The sequence below is a fragment of the Nostoc sp. NOS(2021) genome, assembly GCF_017115025.1.
GTDB lineage: Bacteria > Cyanobacteriota > Cyanobacteriia > Cyanobacteriales > Nostocaceae > Nostoc.
This window is the reverse complement of record NZ_JABXKM010000109.1, coordinates 8,913-31,891: the sequence shown is the minus strand read 5'-3', so window position 1 is coordinate 31,891 and position 22,979 is coordinate 8,913. Positions and strand designations below refer to the sequence as shown.

Genomic DNA, 22,979 nt, shown 5'->3' with positions numbered 1-22,979 from the left:
GTTTTCTTACTTCCTCTCACTCCAATGCCCAATGCCCAATGCCCAATGCCCCATTCACACTTGACTACTACTAAGTGTTGAACGTTGATTACTAAATCTCTCTCTAGCTAACTTTGTTGTTTGTGACTGTGAAATATTGATATTCAAAATTTCCATGTTAAAACGGTATCCTACATTGCGGATAGTTTGAATCAAGTTAGGTTGGCGGGGATCAAGTTCAACCTTTTTCCGCAGCGACAAAACGTGAGTATCAATGGTACGAGGGTTATCGATAGCGTCAGGCCAAGCACGACGCAGCAATTCCGACCTACTCAAAGGCACTCCCCCAGCTTGTGCCAAAACGTACAGCAAACTGAATTCTTGAGGCGTTAAGTCGATGAATTCACCCTGGAAGCGGACACGGCGCTGAACTAAATCGATTTGCAAAGTGCCATAATCCAAATAAGCTGGTGCAGTAGGTGTGCGCTTACGGCGAATCAGTGCCTCAACCCGTGCCAAAAACTCTTGCATCCCAAAAGGTTTGCTCAGATAATCATCTGCACCCGCCTTTAAACCTGCGACAATATCACCTTCACTATTACGGGCAGATAGCATTAAGATTAGAGGCTGCTGCTGACGATGCAACCAACGACAAAACTCAATGCCATCACCATCAGGTAGGTCTGCATCTAAAACGACCAGTGTTGGTTGATGACTTAAAAATACTTCCCTTGCTTGATAAATGCTGGCAGCTTGATGCACACGGTATTCCAGTTGTTGCAAGTGCCAACCCAGCAACGACCTCAGATGGGGATTCCCCTCAATGATTTCTATACAAACCGAACCCACGGTGGCAAGACCCCTTAGCGTCGATGACTTTCAAAGTAACAAGCCCATCTCTAAGGTTTTGTAGCCTTTGTTACTTCAATTGCGATTAGCTTTACATTTCCTCATAAAAAGAGTGGCAATATCTTTAATTTGTGCCTTGCCGAAAGGCGATTAGAAATATTATTAAATTTTTATTAAATTTATCGAAAGTGTTGTTAGACTTATTAAAAGTTCTTTTAGCTTAACATTTTGCTTTTAATGGGTGTAATGTGGCAAATATCTATAACCCAACCAGCGAACCATTACTACAACAGCTTTTCAACCTGATGGTGAAAGTGGATTTTCTCGCCAAAATTAGTGCCCACATCCACGAATGTAACACCAATACAATTGGGCTGATGACCATGAAAATCATAAAAATAACTTAGCAGATAACTAGAATCGATGTTTTCTGGAATAGGATTAAAGTAGCTTGTAGCTGCTAGGAGGGTGCTACCCAAAGTAGATGTGTTGACTTTGAGTTGATGCCAAAGTGAAATTACAGTTCACATTTGGGCGTGAATCATTTACAATTCTCATTCCAGAGAGATTAATACAGCAGTTATGCTCCAAGACACACAAACCATCCGCTATTACCAAAGACTCACCGACGCCTTCGCCGAGTTATGGAATCGCGGTTATCGCACGGATGATATGCGGATGTATTTGGATGGATATCTAGCCGCACTGCGACATGGCAACATGATTGAACCTTTTCTGATTCACCGCTTAGAAGAGGAAGCCAGCCGCTACTTGTACGATGGATCAAATTTTGCAGTGCCACAACCACAGCCACAACCCGATTACTACTAATACCATTTACCTGGTAATTGATAGTAACCGTTAATTACCGCAGATGATTATAGCATATTATCTGTATTGGTCAACGGGTTGCCGTGGTGTGAGATTTTGGAGATATTGTATTGATAAAACGCATCCCCTCAGGCCTATATTGGTCTTGCCAATGCGACTGAGGGGATTTTTGACGTAGCCTGAAATCGATTCAAAGACAGGTCAAGTATTTTTGTCATAAACCTATTAAAAAACCCTTGAACTAGGGACTGGGGATTGGGTACTAGGGATTGGGTACTAGGGATTGGGTACTAGGGATTGGGTACTAGGGATTGGGGATTGGGGACTGGGGATTGGGAAGATAAGTATGTGGATTCAGATCGCAACCAAATCTCAAAAGAATTTCTTCCCCAGTACCCAGTACCCAGTACCCAGTACCCAGTTGAAAGGGGAGACACTATTTCTCTCCCCTTTCAAGGACATTAAAAACGGTACATTGCCTTGATTGCGAAGCGCAAATTCAGCAGTATATCCTCTGGTTTGCTGTAAATAGGACGTTACGAAGCTAGAGCTACTTCTACCTTTTGCTGCAATTCACCTTTTTGGTACAGTTCAATTAAGATATCAGAACCGCCAAGGAATTCACCATTGATATACACTTGGGGAATTGTCGGCCAGTTAGAGTATTCTTTTATTCCCTGACGGATTTCAGAGTCTGATAGAACATCAACCGTCTCGAAGGGAACTCCCAAGGTATTGAGAATCTGCACAACGTTGTTGGAGAAACCACATTGGGGCATTAACTTGTTTCCCTTCATGAAAACTAAAATCTTGTTCTGTTGTAGCAAGTTATCAATTTTCTCTTTGAGTTCTGGCGTCATGGTATTTGTGTTTCCTATGTTGCATTCAACGATCACGAGTGAGGAGTTAAAAATTCATAACTCATAACTCCTAACTCCTAACTCCTAACTTTATGTTTACGAAGCTGTTGTTGCTTGCCAAGCTTCGGGAGTATATGTTTTTACTGCCAAGGCATGAATCGCTTCAGTTGACATAGCTTGCCCCAACGCACCATAAATTAACTGGTGCTGCTGCACTAGTCCCTTACCTGCAAAGTGCGATGAAACAACTGTTACCTGATAGTGGTCACCGCCACCAGTCAAGTCTTGCACCTGAACCTGGGCGTCTGGGAGTTCCGCCTTGATCATTGCCTCAACCTGCTGCGGACTAATCATCGCAATTCCTGAAAAAACTTACTTTTCTATTATTAACAGATATAGAGTAAATACCTGTGCCAACTTCAGGTTTTGGCAAGGCTGGGGATAAATGCGCCTCTGAGGTATATTTTTGAGAACGCTGGGTAAAGCTAGGGCAGATAATCCTATCCTAGCACTGGGGCGTTCCAAGGTGCTGTTCAGGGAGAGTGTGAAAGATGGGGGAGATGGGGAAAAACAGGAAACAAAAATTTAATTTATTTATTTTTGGGATGAGGAAGATGAACTACCACCTTCTCTGGGATAGGGAGAATCAACAAAACCCAATTCAAACAACTGTTTATAGGCTTTCTTGCCTAAATCCCGCGTTGGATTTTGACTCTTAATTATTTGAATCAACAACGGTACAGCTAATTCTGGCTGATTTTGTGCCCGATGTACCAATGCTAGCTGAAAGGTTGCTTCATCTCGCTTTTGGGCTGTTAATAGAGCTTTTTGACGCTGAGAATCAGAAACTCTATTGTCAATTCCCGAAAAGCTAGCGTTTAACTCTTGATAAAAATTAGATAGCTGATTATAAACCTGACGTGCTTCTTCCAGTTTCTTAGCAGCTAAGGGGTAGTTTTGAGCAGAAACGGCTTGTTCTGCATCTTTTACTAAGCGATCGCCCCCTTCAATGCTCAAAAAGCTGTTACTTTGGGTTATGGGGTGAAGGTTATTGGGAGCGTTGGGGTCAATCGGTTGTGGTTGGCTAGTAGTGCCTGGTGACTGTGATACCTGAGCATTCACAGGTGATAGCAGGCTAAGGACTGCTATGACTGATAAAACAGTACGGTGCATCAAGGTAACAGCGGCAGCAGTGTTCATGGGATCAATTAGTGCGACAACTATATAAAAAAGTTATGGAAACTTCGGGTATCTTAACTCTGTTTTGGTCTTGGACAAAGCAAAGCTACATCCTAAGTATCTCTGATTTAGACTAAAAATCGGTTTAATAGAGTTCCCATTACCCTTGTATAGTAACTAACTTAAATCGTCCTGATGAGCGATACCTACCTTAGACTGCCTCAATGCATTAATTCCTCCTGTCTGGCTACCGACCTTCCTCCCCAATAATTATCTCAGGTTAACTGGGATATTTGGCAGGAGAATTTTCCCAAAGCACTAAAGATGGCGATGTCCCCAGTCCGCGCTTCCCAAAATTTTGTTTTTACCAGTCATGTTTACGGAGAATCCAAAGACTTTTATTTAACTGTCTCATCAATAGTGAAAATATTTCTCATCAAGCAATTCTATATTTTGTAGATAATTATTAGCTATTTACTCAAAAAAATGCCAATTTGGCTGAATTTCCCGTCAATAGAGGATAATCTATATATGTATACTGTATACATCCTCCAAAGGTTGCAAAATACTACTAATCTTTTGTGACTTACTCAGGATGAATATAGCAGTTAGCAATTAATGTCAAACCTTGAAAACTTGCAGTTTCTTAATCATGCACGGTTAATGGTCAATGGTTAAGAGCCAGTCTTGAGACTCTTGACGTTTGACGAGATCAAGAATTAGTAATTTCTGCAAATGCGTGATTAGTAATTTTTGTTTCTTGATGGCTTAATTGTTGTAGTGCCTTTGCTAAATCAGCTGTGATGCTTTTGGCATCTTGTTTTATACAGCCACTCATGTAATCCGTTACTCTGATTGGGGAGCCAATGTGAATACTCACATCTGTACCCCAGCTTGGATAAGGTTGGCTGTAATTAATGCCTATGGGTATAATTTTGACTCCCAGCCCGGAATGACTAGATTCAGCACTCAAAGCAAGACGAGCAATTCCCGGCTTCAACTGGTGAACTTGGCCATCACGAAAAATGTTACCTTCTGGAAAGATGACCAAGGTTTTTTTCTGCTGAAGTAGCTCAACTCCATGTCGCAGCGTGCGAATTGATGGATGCTTAGAATCTACAGGAAAACCCCCCAAACGTCGGACAAACCAGCCTTGCAAACCTTGGCATTCGTCAATAGTCACCATAAACCGCAAGTCTTGTTCTCTCAGACAATCAGCGGTAGCGTAGGGTACGAGCAATGCATCCCAACGCGCCCGATGGGTAGGCGCGAGAATCACAGGCCCAGTCGTGGGGATATTTTTTTGTCCGGTTATTCTAATTTGTCCAAAGAATAATGGTAATAGGCAGTGACGCCCAAATAAATGTGCCAGAGGACTTAACCAAGGAGAAACTCTTGAGGTAGTACTATCTACCTGAAGATTTGCTGGTGTGCGCTGGCAGTTATCGGATGAAGAGTAAAATTCCATCATGACGGATGCAGCTGATTGACGGGTAAAATTTAACGAAAAGCCTGATTAGTTACACCGTAGATTCTCTTGCGTAACTTGTGTCGTACTAGATGGACAGTTTTACCTCTGTCCGTTAGTTTACACTACGCCGCTTAGTGGCAAACCAAGCCTGTAATTGTTGACGACAAGCTGACTCTAGAATGCCTCCGATTACTTGTAAGCGGTGATTAGAAGCAGCGCTATCAGGTATGTTAATAACTGTACGAATTGCGCCAGTTTTTGTATCGTCTACTCCATATACAAGTAATCCTAGACGCGCTTGTAAAATAGCACCTGCACACATCGGGCAAGGTTCGAGAGTTACGTAGAGGGTGCATTCATTAAGATGCCAATTTTGTAAAGTTGTTGCAGCTGTCTTGAGAGCGAGAATTTCCGCATGAGCGGTAGGGTCTTTGTCGCGCTCTTTTTTGTTTTCTCCTTGTGCCAGCAATTTGCCAGTTGAATCAATGATAACAGCACCTACAGGGACTTCACCTGCATCACCTGCTGCTTTTGCTAATTCTAAGGCACAACTCATCCATTGTTGATGTATAAGATATTCTGTGTATTTAGTTAACATATTCTTATCAATATAAAAATTTCAAAATTCAACACATTAAGTCAAGAGGCGGAGCCTCCCATTAGGCATTCCCAACCGGAGACTGGGAACGAGACAATTCCTCTCCCCCAGGGGGGAGAGGCTTTGAAACCCAGTTTTAGTTTTTCTCTGCTTGTATGAAACCACCCTGCCTTTTTAAGGGGGGTTAGGGGGGATCGAGGTTTCAGGTTTTGAGTGCGTAAGTCCTGACCAAGCCAAGTGTTGGGGGTTAATTTGATTTCTAAATAGCGGCTTGGGCTAAAAGGGGATCGAGTTGACTTTCTGTGTCTAGCTGATAGAGGTCATCGCAGCCGCCAATGTGCTGGTTATTGATAAAAATTTGTGGTACAGTGCGGCGGCCGTTAGCCCGTTCCGCCATTTTAGCTCTGGCGGCTTCGTTGCCGTCGATTTTATATTCAGTAAAATTTACACCTTTCCACCACAGCAGTATTTTGGCACGAATGCAGTAAGGACAAGTTTGCCAGGTGTAAAGTTCGACGTTGGCTTTAACTCGCTCTGGATGGCGATTTAAAAGGGGATTAAGAAAGTCTAGCATATTGATTTTAAGCAAGGTTTTAACTATATCTCTAGCCTAGATCATTGCTTACCGCATCGGCGCTGGAACCCACTTTTGGAAACTTTCTAAATGATTCCAGTAAGACAAATATCCAGTCAATGCCCAAATTAGAGCGGCTACTATCAGCACTGCTACACCAATTAGTCGCCAAGTTCTGTTGGTTTTCCAATAGAGAGTTGGGGCTGCAAAGATACCACCTAATCCAGTTAAAATAAAGCCGATTCCCGATAAAAGCGGTTGCTTTGTCAAATTTAAGTTGATGATGCGGATACCCACTTCGATCGCAACTACACCAGCAAAGAAACCATAAACTGCTATTGTGAATAAATCCCAACCTTGAGCAAGTGCGATCGCCGCTGCCACAAACAAGATTCCAAATAAGACACTGGTTTCACCGTAGGCAATGTTAAAGCTACCGATTACGGGCCAGGTGAAGCTCATGTGTAAACCAGTTGTGAGTGCGATGTCTGGCGACAAGCCGCTTCGCGTCTACGCACCCGTAATTCCAAATCCAGGAATCCACTGTCTTTGATTGGAACTATCTATACCACGATACACATAGTCAGCCAGTAGAAATAATCCAGCTACCATATTGATCAACATTAGTGTGATGTAGTCGATAAACACGATTAACCTCTTAATTTGACAAGTTATTTACTCTGCACCTCGTTTTTTAGTTTTTAGTGAATTTACCAGCTTTTTTCTTTATTATTTTATACCTGAAGATAGATACTGAAGAAAAGCGATGTTCTAGATATGCACTGCTACCCATTTGTGCAGTTATTAACTTAGTTACTTTTGAACACGCTTTATACTGCAGTAGTTATAGAGTGAAAAATAAGGATGTGTTAACTGGCACTTTTCTAACCAGTTAGCAGTAAAACTTAACTTTCTTCCACGTGTATCCGCCCTTTGGTAGACTTGAAGACTGAAATAGCCAGATAAAACGACGGAAATTCAAGCAGTTGAGAGGGCGAACTCTGTGGAAAATACACTTGGGTTAGAGATTATTGAGGTAGTAGAGCAAGCCGCGATCGCATCCTCAAAGTGGATGGGCAAGGGCGAAAAAAACATTGCTGACCAGGTAGCTGTGGAAGCTATGCGGGAGCGGATGAATAAAATCCACATGCGCGGTCGCATTGTGATTGGGGAAGGCGAACGCGACGATGCGCCGATGCTATACATCGGGGAAGAAGTTGGTATCTGTACCCAACCAGATGCCGCAAGTTTCTGTAACCCTGATGAACTAATTGAAATTGATATCGCCGTTGACCCCTGTGAAGGTACGAACTTGGTAGCTTATGGACAACCTGGTTCGATGGCTGTCTTGGCAATTTCTGAGAAGGGTGGATTATTTGCTGCTCCTGACTTTTACATGAAGAAGTTAGCGGCACCTCCCGCAGCGAAGGGCAAAGTAGATATCAACAAGTCAGCAACGGAAAACCTGAAGATTCTCTCTGAGGTTTTAGACCGGGGTATTGATGAACTTGTAGTAGTAGTCATGAAGCGCGAACGCCATAACGATTTAATTAAAGAAATTCGTGAGGCTGGTGCGAGAGTGGCCCTAATATCAGATGGTGATGTAGGTGCAGCCATCAGCTGTGGTTTTGCTGGGACTAATATCCACGCTCTGATGGGTATCGGTGCTGCTCCTGAAGGTGTAATCTCGGCAGCAGCAATGCGTGCTTTGGGTGGACACTTTCAAGGTCAATTGATCTACGATCCAGCAGTAGTAAAAACAGGTCTGATTGGAGAAAGCAGAGAAGCTAACCTTGATCGTTTAAAGTCTATGAATATCAATGACGCCGATAAGGTCTATGATGCTCATGAACTGGCATCTGGTAAAACTGTTCTGTTCGCTGCTAGCGGCATTACCAGCGGTAATCTCATGCAAGGTGTGCGCTTCTTCAAAGGCGGGGCAAGAACTCAAAGCTTGGTAATTTCCAACCAGTCGAAAACTGCTCGATTTGTTGATACAATTCACATGTTTGGTGAACCTAAGACTCTCCAACTGAACTAATTTTTTGGGAATGGGGAATGGTAAAAGTAGGGGCAAAGTATTTGGAAAGAAATCTTTCTATAAAACGGAAAAATACTCACCAAAATACTTTACCTTTACAGTAGTTAGTAGTTAGTAGTTAGTGATTAATTATTGGTTGGAAAAACTATCAACCAATAAACAAAAATTCCCCATTCCCTATTCTCACTCAATGCCCGATTGCCAACTACCAACTAGTAACTACGATTTAGCAAATGAATATAGCAGTGGTGGGGTTAAGCCATAAAACAGCCCCAGTAGAAGTCCGGGAAAAACTGAGCATTCCAGAACCACAAATTGAAAGTGCGATCGCTCAATTAGCTAGCTATCCCCATATTGACGAAGTTGCAATTCTTAGCACTTGTAACCGCCTGGAAATTTACATTGTTACCAGTGAAGCAGACCAAGGTATCCGAGAAATAACGCAGTTTCTTGCGGAATACAGTAAGTTACCCGTGCTTTCTCTGCGACAACACTTGTTTATGTTGCTGCATGATGATGCAGTGATGCACGTTATGCGGGTAGCAGGTGGTTTAGATAGTCTGGTACTCGGAGAAGGTCAAATTCTGGCTCAGGTGAAGACTACTCACAAACTGGGGCAGCAATATAGCGGTATAAAAACCATTTTGAATCGATTATTTAAACAAGCGCTGACAGCTGGTAAGCGGGTTCGCACTGAAACTAGTATTGGTACTGGCGCTGTCTCTATCAGTTCGGCAGCTGTGGAGTTAGCACAAATTAAAGTCGCAAATTTAGCTGCTTGCCGAGTGGTAATTCTGGGTGCTGGTAAAATGTCGCGGTTGCTGGTGCAACACCTACTTTCTAAAGGTGCTGTGCAAATTAGTATTGTAAATCGCTCTCGCGATCGCGCCCAAGAATTAGCAAAGCAGTTTCCTCAACAACCGATCCAAATTCATCCGCTTTCGGAAATGATGACTGTAATTGCCGATAGCGATTTGGTATTTACAAGTACTTCGGCAACAGAGCCAATACTTGACCGTGCCAAATTGGAAATGGTTTTAGAAGTTCAGCGCTCTCTAATGTTATTTGATATTTCTGTGCCGCGTAATGTTCATGCGGATGTAAATGAATTGGAAAATGTGCAGGCGTTTAATGTGGATGATTTGAAGGCAGTAGTAGCGCAAAACTACGAAAGCCGTCGGAAGATTGCACAGGAAGCCGAGCGACTTTTAGAAGAAGAAGTGGAAGCCTTTGATATTTGGTGGCGCTCTCTTGAAACTGTTACCACAATTAGCTGTCTGCGAAATAAAGTCGAAACCATCCGCGAACAAGAGTTAGAAAAAGCTTTGTCAAGATTGGGTTCGGAATTTGCTGAAAAACATCAAGAGGTAATCGAAGCTTTAACACGGGGAATTGTTAATAAAATTTTACATGATCCGATGGTGCAATTGCGATCGCAGCAAGATGTTGAAGCTAGACGGCGTTGTATGCAAACTCTGCAAATGCTGTTTAACTTAGATGCAGGGGAGCAGTTTAGTTAAACTGAACAACAAGATCCCCGACTTCTTTGAGAAGTCGGGGATCTTAGCTTTTGAATTAGATATACTTCTAATTAGATAGATGTCTAATTAGAAGTTAGTTATGCAACCAGAGCAATTTAACATCTTACTGCGCTTTTTCAAGGCATTAGCGGATGATAGCCGATTGAAGATTGTAGGTATCCTGGCGAATCAGGAGTGCAGCGTCGAAGAATTGGCGGTGCTACTGCAACTCAAGGAGCCGACGGTATCCCATCATTTAGCGAAACTTAAGGAGCTAAATTTGGTGACAATGCGTCCTGAAGGTAATAGCCGTCTATATCAATTGGATAGCGAGGCTTTGCAAAGCATTAGCAAGGAAATTTTTACACCTGAGAAAATAGCATCCTTGATTGAGGATGTGGATACTGAAGCTTGGGAAAGCAAAGTGTTGAAAAACTATTTCGAGGGCGATCGCCTCAAAGAAATTCCTGCTAGTCGCAAAAAGCGTTTAGTAATTCTCAAGTGGTTAGCAAACCAGTTTGATGTAGGAGTCAACTACCCTGAACGCCTGGTAAATGACATTCTCAAACGCTACCATCTTGACTGCGCCACCCTGCGACGGGAGTTGATTGCTTGCCAGTTAATGCAGCGAGAGGATGGGGTTTATTGGCGTACAACAATAGATATGAAAGATGAATAAATCGCACAATCATAGGTTGTATATTTATGCAGTTAGAAACACAAAAATTCTATTACACACCTGAAGAGTATTTAGAAATTGAAGAAAAAGCGGAATATAAAAGCGAATACCGTGATGGAGAAATTTTACCAATGACGGGTGGCACTACAAATCATAATAAAATTGCAGGCAACTTTTATGCTTATTTGAAGTTTGGTTTGAGAGGCAAAAATTATGATGTTTATATTGGTGATGTGCGTTTATGGATACCCCGTTATCGGCAGTATACTTATCCCGATGTGATGGTGATTGAGGGACAACCTATTTATACAGGAACCAGCACAACAACGGTGATGAACCCGATGTTAATTGCTGAAGTTTTATCTAAATCGACTAAAAATTATGACCAAGGCGATAAGTTTCTTTATTATCGCTCTATTCCAGAATTCAAGGAATATATTTTAATTGACCAATATCAGTATCATGTGATGCAGTATGTAAAAACTGCGGAGAGTCAATGGTCATTTACTGAATTTGAACATGAATCTGCAACTTTATCACTGCAAACGGTTGATTTTCAAATTGAATTGCGCGACCTTTACGAGCAAGTCAATTTTGCCGAAAATAACGAAGATTAAAAAATAAATTTAGAGTTATCAAAAACTGCTACTCGGACTTATAGAGTCGGGTAGAATCGGAATTGTAATCACAAACTCTGCACCCTTTCCCGGTGATGAAATGCACCGTAATGAGCCACCATGTTTTTCAGTAATAATCTGGTAGCTAATTGATAATCCCATACCAGTACCTTTGCCAACAGGTTTAGTGGTGAAAAAGGGGTCAAATAGACGTGACTGAATTGCTTCTGGAATCCCTATGCCATTATCAGTAATATGAACAACGAGATTTTCATTCACCTGGGCTGAAGAAATCCGAATTATAGGTTCTGGACAAAGCCCGTTTTGAAAAGCCTCTTCTAAAGCATCAATGGCATTTGCCAAGACGTTCATAAATACCTGATTCAATTGTCCTGCAAAGCACTTAATTTTAGGGATTTCAGCATAGTCTTTAATCACTGCGATTTGAGGGCGATGTCTATCGACAAGCTGCTTTGCATCTACGCTTTGGAATTTGATCCGGTGTTGTAAAATTAATAGAGTGCTGTCAATCCCTTCATGGATATCAGCAGTTTTAAACTCGGCTTCATCCAAACGAGAGAAGATTCGCAAACTGAGAACAATTTCCTGGATGCGCTCGGCTCCAATTTTCATAGAAGTCAAGATTTTAGGTAAATCTTCTGTTAAATATTCAATATCAGCTTCTTCTTTAGCATTTTGAATTTCTGGTTCTGGGTTAGGGTAATACTTTTGATAAAGTTGAAGTAACGACAGCAACTCTTGAGTGTAATCATCAGTATATTTGAGATTGCCATAGATGAAATTAACTGGGTTATTGATTTCATGAGCAATACCAGCAACCAATTGCCCCAAAGAGGACATTTTTTCGTTCTGGATCAATTGGGATTGAGTATGCCTGAGTTGCTGTAAAGTATCCTTGAGAGCGATATTTTTTTGTCGCAGTGCTTGCGTTCGCTCTTCTATTTTTTCTTCTAGTGTGTGGCTGTAAAACTCTAGCTTTTGATTCGCTTCATATTGTTCTGCTAGCAGTCGCTTTACCTGTTGAATTAACTGGTTAAAAGAAATGGCTAAGATTCCAACCTCGTCTTCAGTCGTTACGGGAGCTTGGAGATCAAAATTAGATTCTTGGGTGACTCGTTGTGCCACCTGTGTGACAGCTTTTAAGTGACGAGTAATTGTTCGCGCAATTAAAAACCCAACAACTGTTAAGATACTGCTTCCCAACAAAAATAACAGTCCTAAATGTTCCCATAACTTATATTGAGCAACCTCTAGCAGCGAGATGGAATACAACACTGTGATTGTTAAAGACTGACTCGCTCCTGTAAATACGATGCTTTTCGCTAAATAGTTTTTGTTATCAATAGTGATTCGTGTAGCAGGCAAATTAGGAGGAGGAAATTGCCAAGTTCGAGCTTTGGCTGCCAAGAATGTTGCCGCAACTACACGATTTTGTATCTGGACAATCAGGTGTTTAGAGGAACCCGCAGCAATTTTTTGCAGTAGGGTATCGTCTACTAAATTACCAATGATGATTGCTCCTAAGAGTCCTGCTGATGATTTTATCTCATTTGTTACCACTTGTAGAACCTGTTGCCCACCTTCTACATCTACCAAATCGACTAAATGCGCTCCTTTACTAGCAGTGCTGGTAATTACTTCGTCTAGAAACTTGGCTTGACTCAAAGAGTTGTTGCGTAAATCTATGAGGACATTGCCCTGAGTATCGATTACCTTAATCCAATCCAATTTCAAAACAGACTTAAGTGGTAGTAATATCTGCAAAAGCAACCCTTGGTTACGCTGTTCAACAGCCTGATTCAGGATATCTCGATTACCAATTAGCTGGATTTCAGTTTCTAGGGTTTGCTGTTCATACTGAAAATCCTGATAAACTCGTTCGGCAAAACTTTCGATTTGTTGGCTAAAATTCTGCTGCAAACTATCCGTAAACCAATGTCCTAATACTACCAAGCCCAGCATGAATACGCTCAGACAAACTGCAAGCAACGGTAGAACAATTTTTTGGCTAAGTCTCAGCCCCCTGAAAAATCTCTGCATGGCACATTCAACAATAATTCGTAATTCGTAATTCCGAATTTATTTGGCAGGAGCAAAGCCATTATTTTGTAGTAGTTTTTTACCTTCTTTGCTAAAGATAAAATCAATAAAACCCTGAGTAGGTGCTGAAGGTGCTTTTTCCCAGATAATGCCTATCTGACGCACCATTTGGTATTGACCACTGGCGAAGTTTTCCGCTTTGGGAACAACACCATTGAGACTGAGATGATTGACAGGCAATTGATTAATGAGGGAAGACGCTAAAGAAAAAGTGCCGATGGAATTAGGAGTACTTTGTAAGGTTTCGATCAATTCTCCCTCTTTGCTCAAAATCACGGCTTTAGTTGTGGTCTTCTCTTCTCCCAAATAATATTTTCGCAATAACTTTTTCGCTGACTCGTCTTCGGGTCTATCCAACACTACAATGTCTGCATTAGCACCACCTAATTCTCGCCAATTTGTGATGTCACCTTTGTAAATTGCTTTTAATTGCTTGGTTGATAAGTTTGTCACACCTTTAATATTGTTATTAGTGGCGACAAGTAACAAATCTTTTGCCAGTTCACGATATTGAACTTTACCGTTATCTTCTTCTGGTTTGAGTTGGTGACTGCTACCAGCGATATCAATAATATCGTTTTTTAGGGCTGCGATCGCACCTTCCGATTGGCTATTGGAGATAAACTCAATTTTGACAGTTTTATTTTGGGATTGATAAGCTTGTGCTAAAAGTTTTAAAACCGTTACTGTTGAACTGGAAGCACCAATTTTGATAATTTTTGGGGCTTGAGAATCAGCTTGGCTGATAACTTGATTAGAATTTATTGGATCAGTGGATTTGACTGAGGTACAACTGCAAAGTCCAAGCAGGATGATTCCGATGATTATTGAGTCAGCAATCTTTTTCATAAGTGAGTGTTCAAATATCCAAAATCCGATATCAGTTCTAGGCTTTCATAGCTTAGTATTCCCGAATAATCATAAAATCTATAGCAAGACAAAATTATTTGTGATCAACAAGATCCCCGACTTCTCAAAGAAGTCGGGGATCTGTGGCTTTCATGGTCATCTCATCTTGACGGTTTCAAATGATAATGCGATCGCAAATATCATCAATCAACCTCGAATTCACCTCAGCAGTTGGTTCATCCAACAAAATTAACTTGGAATTGTTTAGCGAGTAGCTACGAAAGTTCTTAACTAAATTTGTGTTTCTTCCTCGGTAAAGATAGGAGGCCACAATTCAGTAACGGGCAATTCCCAACCGGGAAAAAGTTCTGGTATCGTTAAAGTATCGCCATTTTCTAAAACTATCGGTTCGCCTGTAGAGCGATAAATTGTAACTGTCTCTTCATCAGGATCAATCAGAATGCCGACGATCGCTCCTAGTTCTATAAATTTCAGAATTTTGGCTACTATAAGTTTAATTTTATCGCTCTGAGATTTAATTTCTACCACCAAGTCAGGGACAAGTTCTCCAAAGTAACGAGGACTTTGGAGAAGTCGGGAAGCGCGAACAAAGGAAACATCGGGTGCTTTGAGGTTTGTATCTGGCATAATGAAACCGCCAGCAGAATCAAACACTCTTCCCCAGCGACGAGGATTTATCCAAGCAAAGAGAAAAGCGATGAGACGACTACTGATTTCGCTGGATACAATATCTGATGGGCCCATAATTGAAATTTTCCCATTTTCGAGTTCCAGCTGGTAATCTAAGCCTGCTTCGGTAAAAGCTGTTTGAACTTGCTCTAAATCTCTGACTGTCATCATTGACATAAAAAGCTTTTTCCACTGAGATATACAACTCGATTTTAACAAGAGCCAAATTTCCAAAAAAATTAATCAGATGAGAGCAAAACAATATCACCTTCTTTAGCAGCATTCTGAAAAAACCTTACCAATTTTGGATATAGTTCAAACAACGTCTCTATCTCTTCTTCGTCCCATCCTCCAGGGCTAGGATTTGGGTAAATTTCTGCTGCATTAAATACAGTAGAATTAAATCGCCTCTTCAATTCTTCAACAGAAGTTTGACTTAAAGCATCGGCAACATCTCGAACCTCTTCAAGTGTGAGATACCGTACAAATCTGTAACCTGCTTCAAACTGCGTCGGCGTACCTCCCATGACTACATTACAAAGAGGTGGTGATGTTTGGGTATCGTCTAAATTTGACTCTCCAGTGAGAAGAAAATGTAGTGCGTGCCAATCTTCAAGCCTGAAGTAATGTTTATTACTTCGCCGCTCTTGTAGTTTGGCAATCATTGCCTGTGGATTACTAAAATCTAAATCATCTAAATCAAGCTCGAAGAAAGATGCTGCCGCTTCAATATCATTCTGAATTTCTGCAAACTTTTGTGGCGTAATGCGTTTATAGCTAGCTGTAATACCCATAATATGTACTCCAAGCTAATGACTTTAGGCATGGGGTCAATCTAAAATCTAAAATCTAAAATCCAAAATTGTTTGACAATTAAGCCACTTTTAAAGACTTACCTAATGTTTGTGGATCTGGTAAAGGCTGACCATCTTCTAAGTAAGATTCAATTAACATTTCTAAGACTTCCTGAGCATTTTTTAAAGCCTCCTCATAAGTGTCTCCATGAGTACAAGGCTGCATAATATCCGGGAAATCAGGTAATGAAACTACATAACATTCATTTTCATTTGACCATTGAATTAATATTGTATATTTCATGCTTCTGGTTCCTCCTTTTCCTCTGCTTCTATCTTATTTAATTCTTCTAGTGCTTCATTAACCTGCTTTTCTAAATATGGTTTAGCGTCACTACCATCTTTACCAGCAATGATAATAGCTTTAGATAATTTTGGATGTATCCATTTGCTATGACTTCCCTTTGCCGGTTTATATAGGTAAACCCCGATCGCAGTAATAAACTTTTCAGTTCTCTAATTTTCTTGGGCATATACTAATTTGCCTTTTACCCAAGATTATTTAGACATTTCATAGAAGTTTATTTTCCCAAATAAGCTTCTAAAACTTTGGGATTAGTTTGAATTTCTGCGGGTGTACCGTCGGCTAAATTCTGCCCTTCGGCAAGTACCCAAACACGATCGCACAACGACATAATCACATCCATGTTGTGTTCAATAATCAGAAAGGTCATCCCGTCTTCTCGGTTCCAAGTGATAATGCGATCGCAAATATCATCAATTAATTTCGGATTCACCCCAGCTGCTGGTTCATCCAACAAAATTAACTTGGGATTACTCATCAGCGCCCGTCCCATTTCTAGCAGCTTGCGTTGTCCGCCAGACAAACCACCAGCATAATCGTCTGCTTTTTTTGCCAAACCCACTGATTCTAATAGAAACATTGCTCGTTCTTGGAGTTGCTTTTCTTCCTTAGCGACAACGTGCGGTTGTAACTGCACCTGCCAAAAATTTTCACCCGTTTGTTTTTGCGCCGCCAGCAGCATATTTTCTAACACCGACAACCGCGAAAGAGTCCGTGCAACCTGAAAGGTGCGGATTACTCCCTGCTGGGCGATTTGATATGGTTGCAAGTTGTGAATCGGTTCGCCGTCAAAAATCACTCGTCCCTTATCTGGACGAATAAAGTTTGAGAGTAAGTTAAATAAAGTAGTTTTACCAGCACCATTGGGGCCAATCAAGCCCGTAATGCTGCCTTTAGGAACTTCGATTTTCGCCTCATGAACTGCTTTGATACCACCAAAGCTTTTAGAAAGTCCAGTGGCTACCAAAAGAGGAAGTGGCGATGACTGGTTATTTACCAAGAGTGAGTTCCTCCTTTTTCCCTAGAATACCTTGAGGTCGCCAAATCATCAGTATCATCAAAATTAGTCCGATTACCATGATCCGAAATGCACCTAAACGTGCTTCATCAAGGGGAACAATTCTAGGTAAGACTTCCCGCGTCAGCGCATCGTAAGCAAAGAAAATTACCGCACCTAAGATTGTGCCAACATTATTGCCAGAACCACCTAAAATCACCATGATCCAAGTGTCAAAAGTGATCTGCGGTTGGAAATTGTCAGGATAAATGGCGCTGAGTTGCCAAGCGAAGAAAGCACCAGCGATACCCGCGATCGCACCTCCAAGCATGAGAGATTGTAATTTATACCAAAAGACATTTTTTCCCAGCGCCTTGGGAATTTCTTCATCTTCGCGGATGGCTTTGAGAATTCTACCCCAAGGCGATCGCACCAAAATTTCTAACCGCCAGTATACAAATGCTAAAACCAGCAGTAATACCAGCATTAAACCCGCTTTTGGGTTGTAATTGTACAGTCCGATCACCCCAGAAATATAAATCGCTGCTGCCAAAACTGCTAACACAATTCCCACACCCAAGCGCGACGCAAATTCTTGTTTGCTAGTCATCCTTTTGCCTAAATCAGTAGTCCGAGATATTTGGGTGGTGCGAATCCATCGCCACAACGTAAAGAAAGTTACAGCAGCTAGTAGCGTTAACAACCCAATCATCACAAATCTGACAAACAAATTCGGCTCTGTGGATAGGGGTATGGGATAACTTTGCACACCAAACGCCCCAGAAATCCAGGTGTCACCCACAGGTAATTCCTGGTTATTTACCACCAAACGAATTAATTCCCCTGTCCCAATAGTGACAATTGACAGATAATCTTCCCGCAAGCGTAGAGTCGCAAAACCAATTACCAAACCCAAGAAGGCAGCGACAATTGCGCCAGCTACTGCCGATATCAGTAGGGGGACGCCCTTTAAGCTTAACAATACCGTTGTATATGCTCCCAGAGTCATGAAAGCAATATGACCAAAGTTAATTAACCCCGTAAAGCCCCACTGCAAGTTGAGTCCTAGTGCGAATAGAGCGAAAATTGCTGTAGAAATTGCTAAGAAAATGAGATATTCAACCATGTTTTGGAGCGGGGAGTTAGAAGTTAGGAGTTAGGAGTTAAGCTCAGAGGTTCAATCACCAAGCTCAGAGGTTCAACCGCCAAGCTCAGAGGTTCAATCACCAAGCTCAGAGGTTCAATCACCAAGCTCAGAGGTTCAATCGCCAAGCTCAGAGGTTCAATCACCAAGCTCAGAGGTTCAATCACCAAGCTCAGAGGTTCAATCGCCAAGCTCAGAGGTTCAATCGCCAAGCTCAGAGGTTCAATCGCCAAGCTCTCGGAGACTTGCTAGCTCTCTCCTCTGGTACTAGAACACCAATTGAGTAATTCTAGAAGAACCTCTCCCCCAACCCTCTTTGAAACCCAGAGGGGAGTTTGACTCCCCCAACGCTAGTAGGCAAGGGGGCTGGGGGGTTAGGTTTTTGATTATTAAATCGATGCTCTAGGCAATAAATTTTAGCGTAGCTTGAGCGGAGCTAATTTTGTGGGAATACTATTTATTGTTGGTGTTTCCAGTAGGGAATAATTAACGTATGAATTTGCTGCGACTTAGAATGCATCACTTAATCGAGCAGTTAGCCGATGACGATTTACAAGACATTTGGAACGTTCTCGAAGCTTTACATTATGACTTTTATATGCTCAAAGCTATACAACAAGTCAAGCGATCGCAGCAACCGTGGGATATCTTAACCCATGAAGAAGCGATAAGATTGTTGATGTTTTTCTGATTCAGTAGTGCTGTTAGCGGATAGCTAGGGTTGAGCCAGTGCTAAGTCCTGAGTAGTAGCCCATAATTAAAACTAAGGGATTAGTTAGGAAGAAATTTGTTTATTATTTATTTAGAGCTAAAGCCAGAGGATTTAGATCCAGATGCAAAATTGTAAGTCTTAGTACTGCTTCTTGACTCAGCACTATCAACTCAGCGCTCTTTTGGTGTCGTCATCTCAAGTTTTGGTTAAGGTAACGCCTAGTGACTCTGGAAATGCGCTATGCAAGGTCTTTTTTGCTAGACCTGAAGAATTTAGAACCTGCTGCCTACGAGCGGGTGTATGATTTTGTCTTTATTGAGTTAGCTCAAAAGTGGCAGCTGACTGATTTAAAAGAACTACGACAGCTTGATAGTGAAGGCATTTTTCACCGCTTCACCCTCGATAATTATCTGATTGGTATAGAAATCAGGGGTGAAATTGTGAAATTTCTGCGTGTCATCCCTATGCCAGATGTATAAGGAGAGGAGTTAAGCGAATACTTAAAACTGTAAACAGTATAAGGCTAGGCAGGGATTGCCATCACCTTCCATTAAACTGGTTTTTGAAAAACACTTTATTTGAGATTTCCCTATGGATGCTAGGGCACTTTGGCAACGATACCAAAACTGGTTATATTTCCACGAGGGATTAGGACTGTACTTAGATGTGAGTCGGATACGGTTCGATGATGCCTTTGTGGATTCGTTGCGTCCGAAGTTTGACAAGGCGTTTGCGGATATGGCTCAACTAGAAAAGGGTGCGATCGCAAATCCCGATGAGAACCGCATGGTTGGACACTACTGGCTGCGAAATCCTGATTTAGCGCCAACTCCAGAACTTACACAAGAAATTGTCCAAACCCTAGAACAAATCGAAGCCTTTGCTGAAAAAGTCCAAACAGGTGCGATTCATCCTCCCAGAGCAAGCCGCTTCACGGATATTATCTCCATTGGAATTGGTGGTTCCGCCCTCGGCCCCCAATTTGTCGCTGAAGCCCTCGCTCCTGATTTCCCGCCCCTGAAACTTCACTTTATCGATAACAACGATCCGGCAGGAATCGATCGCGTTCTCAATCATGTGCGAAATAGCCTCAACAGCACTTTGGTATTGGTGATCTCCAAATCTGGGGGAACGCCGGAACCTCGCAACGGCATGATTGAAGTTAAAAAAGCCTACGCTGGACACAATTTGGAATTTGCCCAATATGCGGTAGCTATTACCAGCGTTGATAGCAACCTCGATAAACTCGCTAAAGACGAAGGTTGGCTGGCCAGATTTCCCATGTATGACTGGGTAGGAGGACGCACCTCCGAAATGTCTGCTGTGGGGCTAGTACCAGCGGCATTGCAGGGCATTGATGTTCGCGCCATCCTAGATGGTGCAAAAGAAATGGATGACGCTACCCGCGTCCCAGATGTGAAAAATAACCCAGCAGCCTTATTAGCCTTATCTTGGTACTTTGCTGGTAACGGAAAGGGCGAAAAAGATATGGTTGTTCTACCTTACAAGGACAGCTTATTTTTATTCAGTCGCTATTTGCAACAGCTGGTAATGGAATCTTTGGGCAAGGAAAAAGACTTAGATGGCAACATTGTCCATCAAGGCATCGCCGTTTATGGCAACAAAGGCTCAACAGATCAACACGCTTATGTCCAGCAGTTACGCGAGGGTGTAGCGAATTTCTTTGCTACCTTCATCGAAGTGTTGGAAGATCGTCAGGGCCCATCCGCTGAAATAGATCCGGGAGTTACATCAGGCGATTATCTTTCCGGTTTTCTCCAAGGAACCCGACAAGCGCTTTATGAAAATCACCGCGATTCGATTACAGTCACGATTCCCCAAGTTAACCCCCGAACTGTAGGGGCATTAATTGCTTTGTATGAACGTGCTGTTGGTTTATACGCTAGTTTAGTCAACGTCAACGCCTACCATCAACCAGGGGTAGAAGCTGGCAAAAAAGCTGCCGCCTCCATTCTCGATTTGCAAACACGAGTGGTAGCAGTGCTACAAAAAGAAAAAACTCCCCTTTCTCTTGACGAACTCGCTTCTAAGGCAGGCGCATCAGAGCAAGTTGAGGCAATTTACAAGATTTTGCGTCATATCCACGCCAATCAGCGAGGTGTGGTTTTGCAAGGTGATCTTCAGAAACCTGGCAGTTTGACGGTTTCTGCTAGCTGATAGCTCTAGTGTGAATATCATATTTTGTCCATAATTGTTGTATCAGCAACAATTTTTTATTGTGAAGCATCCTAGATAGAAGATATATCTTCAGTCTAGGATGCTTCACCGTATAATTCATAATTCGTAATTACAGCAGTTTTCATGTATTTGAACCACATCGCTTAACTAGTAAATCACGGAGAAAGTAAAAGCGATCGCCTTTATCTTTCTGTAAAATCAAGTTAACGCAGCATTAACAAATGGGGTTAATTACTATGACTGAATCAACTGCAAAACAACCTGCGCGTCGAGGCAGAATCTTTCCAGAACACACTTTACCACCAGAAGAACTTGCTAGACGCAAAGCTGAAGATGAAGTATTTTATCGGCGTTGTCGTGCAATTTTTGAGCGTGTGCGTCCCGATTTGATTCAGGAACACTATGGCTGGTATATTGCTGTGGAGCCAAGTAGTGGTGATTACTTGATTGATGCAGATAAAATGCAAGCTCATAAAAAAGCCCTAGAAAAGTACCCAAATACTGACCACTGTGTTTTTTGTCTGAATGAAACGGGAACTACTGGCACAATATGATTCAGGGTAAATTTGGGGAAAAGGGGCAACTATTTTTTGAAATTGAGTTAATAACTTATGATGGATTAAATTTGCCTGTGGATACCATGTTAGATACTGGTTTCACAGGTTTTCTGGCTATTAACAAACAAGATTTAGAGAGTTTGGACTGGGCTTATATTGGTAAGGAAACTTTGCGAACTGCACAGGGTGAAACCTTGTTTAAAATATATTCAGGCAAGTTGATATTAAACGAACAAGAGTATGAAATCCCTGTTTATGCAGGGGATGAAATTACAGAAGTTTTGTTAGGTTCAGAATGGTTAAAAATTCTGCCGTTGGTAGTTAATTATCAGGCTGGTATATTAACTTTGGGATAACTACGATGCCTACGGCTGGCTACGCGATCGCACTTCAGTTATTTTGAAATTAACCGCATTCGCGCAGCGTCTCGTAGAGAAGGCGCAGAGAACGCAGAGGGAAGAAAAGAAACATATTTTGCTATCTTTGGTTAATAGGTAAATCGCGGAGAAAGTAAAAGCGATGCCTACGGCGGGCTACGCCTACGCTATTCAAATTATCTGATTTTAAATGTTGTTATAATAATCTTAAAGCTATCAATAAACTGGAATATAAATCATGAATATCCAAATTAAACCTGAACTAGAGGAAATTATCCAAGCGCAAATTGCTACAGGTAGATATGCGAATCCCGAAGAAGTGATTAGTAAAGCCTTGAAGTTGCTATTAGAGTGGGAAAAAGGTTATCAGCAGTGGGTTGAAGAAACACGCGAAAAAGTTGAGGTTGCTATTGAGCAACTGGATAGAGGGGAAGGTATTGATGGAGAAGTTGTAGTTGAACAATTGCGAGAAAAACTGCGTCAAGCGAGAGAATTACAAGGATGAAGCAACATATTATCTCTCCAAAAGCCAGTCAGGATTTATCAGAAATTATTGATTACTTTGTCAGGATAAATATTGATGCTGGAGAGTATTTTGTTGAAAAGTTTGATAAAAAGTGTAAATATTTAGCTAATTTCCCCAAGATGGGACGCAGCTACGGAAATATTAAACCTGATTTGCACGGTGTACCTTTGGATAATTACATTATTCTTTATCGAGTTATAAATAGTGGAATTGAAATTGTCCGTGTAGTTAGTGGTTATCAAAACTTGGAATCTTTATTTGCAGAATCAAATGAGTAAGTTGATGTTTTATCGCCTTTATCTTCTTGTAAAATAAAATTAAGGCAGCATTAATAAATAGGGTTAATTACTATGACTGAATCAACTGCAAAACAACCTGCACGTCGAGGCAGAATCTTTCCAGAACACACTTTACCACCAGAAGAACTTGCTAGACGCAAAGCTGAAGATGA

Annotated in this window: 29 protein-coding genes and 2 pseudogenes; 13 read left to right on the top strand and 18 right to left on the bottom strand. The window is 41.6% G+C overall.

All coding sequences use genetic code 11. From position 1 onward, the window contains the following. Positions 1-54: 54 nt before the first annotated feature. Both HWQ41_RS13755 and HWQ41_RS13750 read right to left on the bottom strand, forming a co-directional pair. A complete protein-coding gene (locus HWQ41_RS13755) occupies positions 55-828 on the bottom strand; it encodes a response regulator transcription factor (protein WP_292763508.1) in 774 nt (257 codons plus the stop codon). A gap of 284 nt (positions 829-1,112) precedes the next feature. Beyond that, complete coding sequence (locus HWQ41_RS13750; protein WP_292763506.1) at positions 1,113-1,307, bottom strand: hypothetical protein; 195 nt, start codon at positions 1,305-1,307, stop codon at positions 1,113-1,115. Between the two features lie 103 nt (positions 1,308-1,410). On the opposite strand from HWQ41_RS13750, the gene HWQ41_RS13745 reads away from it, so the two are divergent. Next, positions 1,411-1,659 (top strand): DUF6761 family protein, encoded by a 249-nt coding sequence (locus HWQ41_RS13745; RefSeq protein ID WP_292763505.1) that lies wholly within the window; start codon positions 1,411-1,413, stop codon positions 1,657-1,659. 536 nt (positions 1,660-2,195) lie between these two features. On the opposite strand, the gene grxD is transcribed toward HWQ41_RS13745, so the two are convergent. The 7 genes and pseudogenes from grxD to HWQ41_RS13710 form a co-directional block, all read right to left on the bottom strand. After that, on the bottom strand, positions 2,196-2,519 hold the full coding sequence (gene grxD, locus HWQ41_RS13740; RefSeq protein ID WP_292763503.1) for a Grx4 family monothiol glutaredoxin: 324 nt from the start codon (positions 2,517-2,519) through the stop codon (positions 2,196-2,198). A 96-nt stretch (positions 2,520-2,615) separates the two neighbouring features. Next, entirely contained in the window at positions 2,616-2,873 is a 258-nt protein-coding gene (locus HWQ41_RS13735) for a BolA family protein (protein WP_292763501.1), read from the bottom strand. Positions 2,874-3,113: 240 nt separating this feature from the next. Next, entirely contained in the window at positions 3,114-3,719 is a 606-nt protein-coding gene (locus HWQ41_RS13730) for a hypothetical protein (RefSeq protein ID WP_292763500.1), read from the bottom strand. Between the two features lie 691 nt (positions 3,720-4,410). Further along, positions 4,411-5,169 carry a 1-acyl-sn-glycerol-3-phosphate acyltransferase gene (locus HWQ41_RS13725; protein WP_292763498.1) on the bottom strand — a complete coding sequence of 253 codons (759 nt, stop codon included), beginning with the start codon at positions 5,167-5,169 and terminating at the stop codon, positions 4,411-4,413. A gap of 112 nt (positions 5,170-5,281) precedes the next feature. Further along, positions 5,282-5,767 carry a tRNA adenosine(34) deaminase TadA gene (tadA, locus tag HWQ41_RS13720; protein WP_292763497.1) on the bottom strand — a complete coding sequence of 162 codons (486 nt, stop codon included), beginning with the start codon at positions 5,765-5,767 and terminating at the stop codon, positions 5,282-5,284. A gap of 259 nt (positions 5,768-6,026) precedes the next feature. Further along, a complete protein-coding gene (grxC, locus tag HWQ41_RS13715) occupies positions 6,027-6,341 on the bottom strand; it encodes a glutaredoxin 3 (protein ID WP_292763495.1) in 315 nt (104 codons plus the stop codon). Positions 6,342-6,389: 48 nt separating this feature from the next. Continuing rightward, positions 6,390-6,989, bottom strand: a pseudogene (locus HWQ41_RS13710) (DUF981 domain-containing protein). Positions 6,990-7,344: 355 nt separating this feature from the next. On the opposite strand from HWQ41_RS13710, the gene glpX reads away from it, so the two are divergent. The 4 genes from glpX (at position 7,345) to HWQ41_RS13690 (ending at position 11,198) form a co-directional block, all read left to right on the top strand. Beyond that, positions 7,345-8,382 (top strand): class II fructose-bisphosphatase, encoded by a 1,038-nt coding sequence (glpX, locus tag HWQ41_RS13705; protein ID WP_292763494.1) that lies wholly within the window; start codon positions 7,345-7,347, stop codon positions 8,380-8,382. 233 nt (positions 8,383-8,615) lie between these two features. Then, the gene (locus tag HWQ41_RS13700; RefSeq protein WP_292763493.1) at positions 8,616-9,902 is read left to right on the top strand and encodes a glutamyl-tRNA reductase; all 1,287 of its coding nucleotides are present in this window, start codon (positions 8,616-8,618) and stop codon (positions 9,900-9,902) included. A 100-nt stretch (positions 9,903-10,002) separates the two neighbouring features. Then, positions 10,003-10,581 (top strand): metalloregulator ArsR/SmtB family transcription factor, encoded by a 579-nt coding sequence (locus HWQ41_RS13695; RefSeq protein WP_292763492.1) that lies wholly within the window; start codon positions 10,003-10,005, stop codon positions 10,579-10,581. A gap of 26 nt (positions 10,582-10,607) precedes the next feature. Then, on the top strand, positions 10,608-11,198 hold the full coding sequence (locus HWQ41_RS13690; protein WP_292763491.1) for a Uma2 family endonuclease: 591 nt from the start codon (positions 10,608-10,610) through the stop codon (positions 11,196-11,198). An 18-nt stretch (positions 11,199-11,216) separates the two neighbouring features. Here the strand turns inward: HWQ41_RS13690 and HWQ41_RS13685 are convergent, their stop codons facing one another. Next, a complete protein-coding gene (locus HWQ41_RS13685) occupies positions 11,217-13,181 on the bottom strand; it encodes an ATP-binding protein (protein ID WP_292763490.1) in 1,965 nt (654 codons plus the stop codon). Between the two features lie 117 nt (positions 13,182-13,298). After that, the gene (locus HWQ41_RS13680) at positions 13,299-14,168 is read right to left on the bottom strand and encodes a substrate-binding domain-containing protein (protein ID WP_292763489.1); all 870 of its coding nucleotides are present in this window, start codon (positions 14,166-14,168) and stop codon (positions 13,299-13,301) included. A 100-nt stretch (positions 14,169-14,268) separates the two neighbouring features. Here HWQ41_RS13680 and HWQ41_RS13675 point away from each other — a divergent pair, with 100 nt between their 5' ends. Then, complete coding sequence (locus HWQ41_RS13675; protein ID WP_292763487.1) at positions 14,269-14,421, top strand: hypothetical protein; 153 nt, start codon at positions 14,269-14,271, stop codon at positions 14,419-14,421. Positions 14,422-14,459: 38 nt separating this feature from the next. Here the strand turns inward: HWQ41_RS13675 and HWQ41_RS13670 are convergent, their stop codons facing one another. The 7 genes and pseudogenes from HWQ41_RS13670 to HWQ41_RS13640 form a co-directional block, all read right to left on the bottom strand. Beyond that, positions 14,460-15,035, bottom strand: a complete 576-nt coding sequence (locus HWQ41_RS13670; protein ID WP_292763485.1) for a Uma2 family endonuclease — start codon at positions 15,033-15,035, stop codon at positions 14,460-14,462. Positions 15,036-15,097: 62 nt separating this feature from the next. Next, complete coding sequence (locus HWQ41_RS13665; RefSeq protein ID WP_292763484.1) at positions 15,098-15,652, bottom strand: YfbM family protein; 555 nt, start codon at positions 15,650-15,652, stop codon at positions 15,098-15,100. Positions 15,653-15,731: 79 nt separating this feature from the next. Further along, the gene (locus HWQ41_RS13660) at positions 15,732-15,956 is read right to left on the bottom strand and encodes a type II toxin-antitoxin system HicB family antitoxin (protein ID WP_292763483.1); all 225 of its coding nucleotides are present in this window, start codon (positions 15,954-15,956) and stop codon (positions 15,732-15,734) included. Beyond that, positions 15,953-16,185 (bottom strand): annotated as a pseudogene (locus tag HWQ41_RS13655) (type II toxin-antitoxin system HicA family toxin). The gene HWQ41_RS13660 and the pseudogene HWQ41_RS13655 overlap by 4 nt, the downstream one beginning before the upstream one ends. Before the next feature lie 48 nt (positions 16,186-16,233). Then, positions 16,234-17,016 (bottom strand): ABC transporter ATP-binding protein, encoded by a 783-nt coding sequence (locus HWQ41_RS13650; RefSeq protein WP_292763481.1) that lies wholly within the window; start codon positions 17,014-17,016, stop codon positions 16,234-16,236. Beyond that, the gene (locus HWQ41_RS13645) at positions 17,006-18,139 is read right to left on the bottom strand and encodes a branched-chain amino acid ABC transporter permease (protein WP_292763479.1); all 1,134 of its coding nucleotides are present in this window, start codon (positions 18,137-18,139) and stop codon (positions 17,006-17,008) included. The genes HWQ41_RS13650 and HWQ41_RS13645 overlap by 11 nt, the downstream gene beginning before the upstream one ends. A 23-nt stretch (positions 18,140-18,162) precedes the next feature. Beyond that, the gene (locus tag HWQ41_RS13640) at positions 18,163-18,390 is read right to left on the bottom strand and encodes a hypothetical protein (RefSeq protein WP_292763477.1); all 228 of its coding nucleotides are present in this window, start codon (positions 18,388-18,390) and stop codon (positions 18,163-18,165) included. A gap of 260 nt (positions 18,391-18,650) precedes the next feature. On the opposite strand from HWQ41_RS13640, the gene HWQ41_RS13635 reads away from it, so the two are divergent. The 7 genes from HWQ41_RS13635 to HWQ41_RS13605 all read left to right on the top strand — a co-directional run bounded on the left by HWQ41_RS13635 (position 18,651) and on the right by HWQ41_RS13605 (position 22,806). Then, positions 18,651-18,848 (top strand): hypothetical protein, encoded by a 198-nt coding sequence (locus HWQ41_RS13635; protein WP_292763475.1) that lies wholly within the window; start codon positions 18,651-18,653, stop codon positions 18,846-18,848. Between the two features lie 242 nt (positions 18,849-19,090). Further along, positions 19,091-19,348 carry a cytotoxic translational repressor of toxin-antitoxin stability system gene (locus HWQ41_RS13630; protein ID WP_292763473.1) on the top strand — a complete coding sequence of 86 codons (258 nt, stop codon included), beginning with the start codon at positions 19,091-19,093 and terminating at the stop codon, positions 19,346-19,348. A gap of 112 nt (positions 19,349-19,460) precedes the next feature. Then, on the top strand, positions 19,461-21,047 hold the full coding sequence (locus HWQ41_RS13625) for a glucose-6-phosphate isomerase (RefSeq protein WP_292763472.1): 1,587 nt from the start codon (positions 19,461-19,463) through the stop codon (positions 21,045-21,047). Positions 21,048-21,304: 257 nt separating this feature from the next. Next, entirely contained in the window at positions 21,305-21,622 is a 318-nt protein-coding gene (locus HWQ41_RS13620) for a hypothetical protein (RefSeq protein ID WP_292763470.1), read from the top strand. Beyond that, complete coding sequence (locus tag HWQ41_RS13615) at positions 21,619-21,981, top strand: aspartyl protease (RefSeq protein ID WP_292763469.1); 363 nt, start codon at positions 21,619-21,621, stop codon at positions 21,979-21,981. Before HWQ41_RS13620 ends, HWQ41_RS13615 begins: the two co-directional genes overlap by 4 nt. A 259-nt stretch (positions 21,982-22,240) precedes the next feature. Next, positions 22,241-22,507, top strand: coding sequence for a type II toxin-antitoxin system ParD family antitoxin (locus tag HWQ41_RS13610; RefSeq protein WP_292763467.1), 267 nt, complete (start codon positions 22,241-22,243; stop codon positions 22,505-22,507). Further along, positions 22,504-22,806 carry a type II toxin-antitoxin system RelE/ParE family toxin gene (locus HWQ41_RS13605; RefSeq protein WP_292763466.1) on the top strand — a complete coding sequence of 101 codons (303 nt, stop codon included), beginning with the start codon at positions 22,504-22,506 and terminating at the stop codon, positions 22,804-22,806. The genes HWQ41_RS13610 and HWQ41_RS13605 overlap by 4 nt, the downstream gene beginning before the upstream one ends. Positions 22,807-22,979: the final 173 nt, after the last annotated feature.

Coding starts and splice junctions, on each gene's coding strand:
- HWQ41_RS13680 (WP_292763489.1), bottom strand. CDS start 14,168: ATGAAAAAGATTGCTGACTCAATAATCATCGGAATCATCCTGCTTGGA.
- HWQ41_RS13665 (WP_292763484.1), bottom strand. CDS start 15,652: ATGGGTATTACAGCTAGCTATAAACGCATTACGCCACAAAAGTTTGCA.
- HWQ41_RS13700 (WP_292763493.1), top strand. CDS start 8,616: ATGAATATAGCAGTGGTGGGGTTAAGCCATAAAACAGCCCCAGTAGAA.
- HWQ41_RS13625 (WP_292763472.1), top strand. CDS start 19,461: ATGGATGCTAGGGCACTTTGGCAACGATACCAAAACTGGTTATATTTC.
- grxC (WP_292763495.1), bottom strand. CDS start 6,341: ATGCTAGACTTTCTTAATCCCCTTTTAAATCGCCATCCAGAGCGAGTT.
- HWQ41_RS13745 (WP_292763505.1), top strand. CDS start 1,411: ATGCTCCAAGACACACAAACCATCCGCTATTACCAAAGACTCACCGAC.
- HWQ41_RS13730 (WP_292763500.1), bottom strand. CDS start 3,719: ATGAACACTGCTGCCGCTGTTACCTTGATGCACCGTACTGTTTTATCA.
- HWQ41_RS13610 (WP_292763467.1), top strand. CDS start 22,241: ATGAATATCCAAATTAAACCTGAACTAGAGGAAATTATCCAAGCGCAA.
- HWQ41_RS13635 (WP_292763475.1), top strand. CDS start 18,651: ATGAATTTGCTGCGACTTAGAATGCATCACTTAATCGAGCAGTTAGCC.
- HWQ41_RS13620 (WP_292763470.1), top strand. CDS start 21,305: ATGACTGAATCAACTGCAAAACAACCTGCGCGTCGAGGCAGAATCTTT.
- grxD (WP_292763503.1), bottom strand. CDS start 2,519: ATGACGCCAGAACTCAAAGAGAAAATTGATAACTTGCTACAACAGAAC.
- HWQ41_RS13735 (WP_292763501.1), bottom strand. CDS start 2,873: ATGATTAGTCCGCAGCAGGTTGAGGCAATGATCAAGGCGGAACTCCCA.
- HWQ41_RS13725 (WP_292763498.1), bottom strand. CDS start 5,169: ATGATGGAATTTTACTCTTCATCCGATAACTGCCAGCGCACACCAGCA.
- HWQ41_RS13615 (WP_292763469.1), top strand. CDS start 21,619: ATGATTCAGGGTAAATTTGGGGAAAAGGGGCAACTATTTTTTGAAATT.
- HWQ41_RS13690 (WP_292763491.1), top strand. CDS start 10,608: ATGCAGTTAGAAACACAAAAATTCTATTACACACCTGAAGAGTATTTA.
- tadA (WP_292763497.1), bottom strand. CDS start 5,767: ATGTTAACTAAATACACAGAATATCTTATACATCAACAATGGATGAGT.
- HWQ41_RS13605 (WP_292763466.1), top strand. CDS start 22,504: ATGAAGCAACATATTATCTCTCCAAAAGCCAGTCAGGATTTATCAGAA.
- HWQ41_RS13645 (WP_292763479.1), bottom strand. CDS start 18,139: ATGGTTGAATATCTCATTTTCTTAGCAATTTCTACAGCAATTTTCGCT.
- HWQ41_RS13695 (WP_292763492.1), top strand. CDS start 10,003: ATGCAACCAGAGCAATTTAACATCTTACTGCGCTTTTTCAAGGCATTA.
- HWQ41_RS13670 (WP_292763485.1), bottom strand. CDS start 15,035: ATGTCAATGATGACAGTCAGAGATTTAGAGCAAGTTCAAACAGCTTTT.
- HWQ41_RS13685 (WP_292763490.1), bottom strand. CDS start 13,181: ATGCTGGGCTTGGTAGTATTAGGACATTGGTTTACGGATAGTTTGCAG.
- HWQ41_RS13660 (WP_292763483.1), bottom strand. CDS start 15,956: ATGAAATATACAATATTAATTCAATGGTCAAATGAAAATGAATGTTAT.